Genomic DNA, 445 nt, shown 5'->3' on the forward strand with positions numbered 1-445 from the left:
GCTACACTATCATCGGCGCTGTTTCGTTTCACTACTGAGTTCGGCATGGGGTCAGGTGGGTCCAAAACGCTATTGTCACCAAGCAAATTTGAGTGTCAGTCCGTATCGCTACGCACTAACTAAAATTTGGAATTTCTGATAATAAAGTCTTCTAGTATCTACTTTAGTTCTATTAACTTCTTCGCTTGTTTCACTATCACATAAAACGCGTTTGGCGTTGTATGGTTAAGCCTCACGGGTAATTAGTACAAGTTAGCTTAATGGCTCACACCACTTCCACATCTTGCCTATCAACGTTGTAGTCTTCAACGGCCCTTCAGAGACTTTAAAAGTCTAGTGAGAACTCATCGCGAGGCCTGCTTCGCGCTTAGATGGTTTCAGCGCGTATCAGTGCCGCACGGAGCAACCGGGCAAAGCCAGTGGCATGCCACCACGAACCACCTCG

2 rRNA genes are annotated in these 445 nt (G+C 46.5%); both read right to left on the reverse strand.

Annotated elements, in window-relative coordinates:
- Positions 1–83, reverse strand: a 5S ribosomal RNA gene (rrf, locus tag CWB75_RS15860); the annotation flags it as partial.
- A gap of 138 nt (positions 84–221) precedes the next feature.
- Positions 222–445, reverse strand: a 23S ribosomal RNA gene (locus tag CWB75_RS19150); the annotation flags it as partial.

The organism is Pseudoalteromonas sp. S1608 (assembly GCF_005887265.1).
Classification (GTDB): Bacteria; Pseudomonadota; Gammaproteobacteria; order Enterobacterales; family Alteromonadaceae; genus Pseudoalteromonas; species Pseudoalteromonas undina.